The sequence below is a fragment of the Brevundimonas sp. genome (assembly GCF_036732845.1).
Classification (GTDB): Bacteria; Pseudomonadota; Alphaproteobacteria; order Caulobacterales; family Caulobacteraceae; genus Brevundimonas.
Genome location: NZ_DAINBO010000087.1, coordinates 1 through 2,557 on the forward strand (window position 1 = coordinate 1; position 2,557 = coordinate 2,557).

Annotated in this window: 5 protein-coding genes; 1 reads left to right on the forward strand and 4 read right to left on the reverse strand. The window is 68.4% G+C overall.

Annotated features, from left to right (window positions below):
* Positions 1 to 470: S1 RNA-binding domain-containing protein (locus V7D63_RS13415; RefSeq protein ID WP_333592779.1), on the forward strand; the 470-nt coding region annotated here is incomplete at its 5' end.
* An 88-nt stretch (positions 471 to 558) separates the two neighbouring features.
* On the opposite strand, the gene V7D63_RS13420 is transcribed toward V7D63_RS13415, so the two are convergent.
* From V7D63_RS13420 to V7D63_RS13475, 4 genes are all read right to left on the reverse strand, one after another.
* The gene (locus V7D63_RS13420; protein WP_333592780.1) at positions 559 to 888 is read right to left on the reverse strand and encodes a TFIIB-type zinc ribbon-containing protein; all 330 of its coding nucleotides are present in this window, start codon (positions 886 to 888) and stop codon (positions 559 to 561) included.
* 97 nt (positions 889 to 985) lie between these two features.
* On the reverse strand, positions 986 to 2,173 hold the full coding sequence (locus V7D63_RS13425) for an NAD(P)/FAD-dependent oxidoreductase (protein ID WP_333592781.1): 1,188 nt from the start codon (positions 2,171 to 2,173) through the stop codon (positions 986 to 988).
* On the reverse strand, positions 2,163 to 2,477 hold the full coding sequence (locus V7D63_RS13430; protein ID WP_333592782.1) for a GNAT family N-acetyltransferase: 315 nt from the start codon (positions 2,475 to 2,477) through the stop codon (positions 2,163 to 2,165). The genes V7D63_RS13425 and V7D63_RS13430 overlap by 11 nt, the downstream gene beginning before the upstream one ends.
* Positions 2,477 to 2,557: hypothetical protein (locus tag V7D63_RS13475; protein ID WP_442882150.1), on the reverse strand; the 81-nt coding region annotated here is incomplete at its 5' end. The genes V7D63_RS13430 and V7D63_RS13475, both read right to left, overlap by 1 nt.

A 2,557-nucleotide genomic window follows, 5' to 3' on the forward strand; every position in this document is an offset into this window, starting at 1 on the left:
CCAAGATCGACATCGGCGACGACGGCACCATCAAGATCGCCGCCAACGACCAGGACAAGATCGAGGCCGCCAAGACCTGGATCAACTCCATCGCGGCCGAGGCCGAAGTGGGCAAGGTCTACACCGGCAAGGTGGTGAAGGTCGTCGATTTCGGCGCCTTCGTGAACTTCTTCGGCGCCAAGGACGGCCTGGTCCACGTGTCGCAGATGGCCCTGGAGCGCGTCGCCAATCCGGCCGACGTCGTTTCGGAAGGCCAGGAGGTCAAGGTCAAATTCCTGGGCCTGGACGATCGCGGCAAGACCAAGCTGTCGATGAAGGTCGTCGATCAGGAAACCGGTGAGGACATCACCGACAAGATCAACGCCGAACGCGCCGAGCGGGGCGAGCCGCCCCTGTCGGAAGACACCGGCGGCCGTCCCAAGCGGGACGGCGATCGCGGCGGCGATCGCGGCCGTCGTCGTCGCGACTGAGTGACGGCTCCAGCCTGACATGAAGAAGGCGGCGTCCAGATCGGGCGCCGCCTTTTTCGTTCGTGCGGTCCTCCGCGAGGGGCGGACGTCAGTCGAAGATGTCGAAGATGTCCATCCGCTTCTTCTTCTTGCGGTGGTGATAGTCGTCGTCGCGGCGGTAGCGGTCGTCGCGATACCCTTGCGGGGGGGCGCCCCAGGGCTGTTGCTGCGCCTGTTGCGGCGGATAGGGTTGGGCGGCCGGTTGAGGCGGCGGCGGGGCGGCGGCGCGCGCGTCCTGGGTCGCGGCCTCCATCAGCTTCTCCAGCTCGCCCCGGTCCAGCCACACGCCGCGGCAGGTCGGGCACATGTCGAACTGGACGCCGGAACGTTCCAGCGTCTGCATCGGCGCATTGTCGTTGGGGCACATCAGAAGGGGCATGGGCGTCTCCGTGTCATGCCCACAGACTTGGGCGCCCTAAGCCCGTTCGCCCATGCGACCAATCGGCCCAGGTCCCACGAAGGCCGGGTTCGCGGTTTCAGCAGACCTGGCCCGCCGCCCAGCCCGACGACCAGGCCCATTGGAAATTATAACCGCCCAGCCAGCCGGTGACGTCCACCGCCTCGCCGATGAAGAACAGGTTCGGCCGATCCCGAACCGCCATCGTCTTCTGATCCAGGGCCGCCGTGTCGACGCCGCCCAGGGTCACCTCGGCGGTGCGATAGCCCTCGGACCCCACCGGCTTCAGGCTCCAGCCGTTGACCGCCTGGTCGATGGTCCGCAGGGCCTTGTCCGACAGGTCGCCCAGATTGCCGCCGATCTTCAGCCGCGCCAGGACGGCGTCGGCCAGGCGGCGGGGCGTGATGTGGCCCAGGGCCGTGGCCGCCGCCTGACGTCCGTTCTCGGCCCGCGCCGCGCGCAGGGTCTCGAACACATCGACATCGGGCGCCATCGACAGGGTGATCGCCTGGCCCTCGCGCCAATAGCTGCTGATCTGCAGGATCGACGGCCCGCTGATCCCCCGGTGGGTGAACAGCATGCCCTCACGAAACCGGGTCTTGCCGCAGCCGACCACCGCATCGACCGACAGGCCGGCCAGAGGCGCCGTCTCGGCCAACAGGCCCGGCTCGAAGGTCAGGGGAACCAGGGCGGGCCGGGTTTCGGTGACCCGCAGATCGAACCGCCGCGCGGCCTCATAGGCCCAGCCGGTCGCCCCCATCTTGGGAATCGACTTGCCGCCGGCGGCGACCACCAGGCTGGAGGCCGTGACGTGCGATCCGTCCGACAGGCGCACGCGATGGTCCTCGCCCTCAGGCTCCATCGCCTCGACGCCGACGCCCAGCCGCATCTCGACCCCGGCCGCCGCCATGTCGTCGGTCAGCATGCGGACGATCTGTTTGGCGCTGCCGTCGCAGAACAACTGACCCAGGGTCTTCTCGTGCCAGGCGATGCCCGCCGCATCGACGCGCTTGATGAAGTCGTGCTGCGAAAACCGCTTCAGGGCCGAGGTGGCGAAGCGCGGATTCTCGCCCAGGAAGGCCTGAGGTCCGGCGCCCAGATTGGTGAAATTGCACCGCCCCCCGCCCGAGATGCGGATCTTCTCGCCCGGCGCCGAAGCGTGGTCCACGACCAGCACCCGCCGCCCCCGCCGCCCCGCCTCGACCGCGCACATCATGCCCGCCGCCCCGGCGCCGACGATCAGGACATCGAACGGATCAGAGGCCAAGGGCGATGCGGTAGCTGGGGTGGACGATGTCGGTCCATTCCGGGTGTTTCTTCAGATAGCTGGCGAAGAAGGGGCAGGTCGGCAGGACCAGAAGCCCGCGCGCGCGGATGTCCTCCAGGACAAAACGGGCCATGCGGCTGGCGATTCCCTGTCCCTCCAGGGCCTGGGGCACCAGGGTCTCGGTGATCAAAAGGCCGCCGCCCGCCTCGTTATAGATCACCACGGCGCTCTGGCCGTCGATGTCCAGGACATAGCGACGCGCCTCGCGGTCGTCGCGGATGGGGGCTTCATTCGGGTCGGTCATCAGTGTGCGTCATCCCAGTTTTGCGCGGCGCGCGCGTCGACGATCAGCGGCACGGTCAGGGCCACGGCCGGTTCGGCGGC

Coding starts and splice junctions, on each gene's coding strand:
- V7D63_RS13430 (WP_333592782.1), bottom strand. CDS start 2,477: ATGACCGACCCGAATGAAGCCCCCATCCGCGACGACCGCGAGGCGCGT.
- V7D63_RS13420 (WP_333592780.1), bottom strand. CDS start 888: ATGCCCCTTCTGATGTGCCCCAACGACAATGCGCCGATGCAGACGCTG.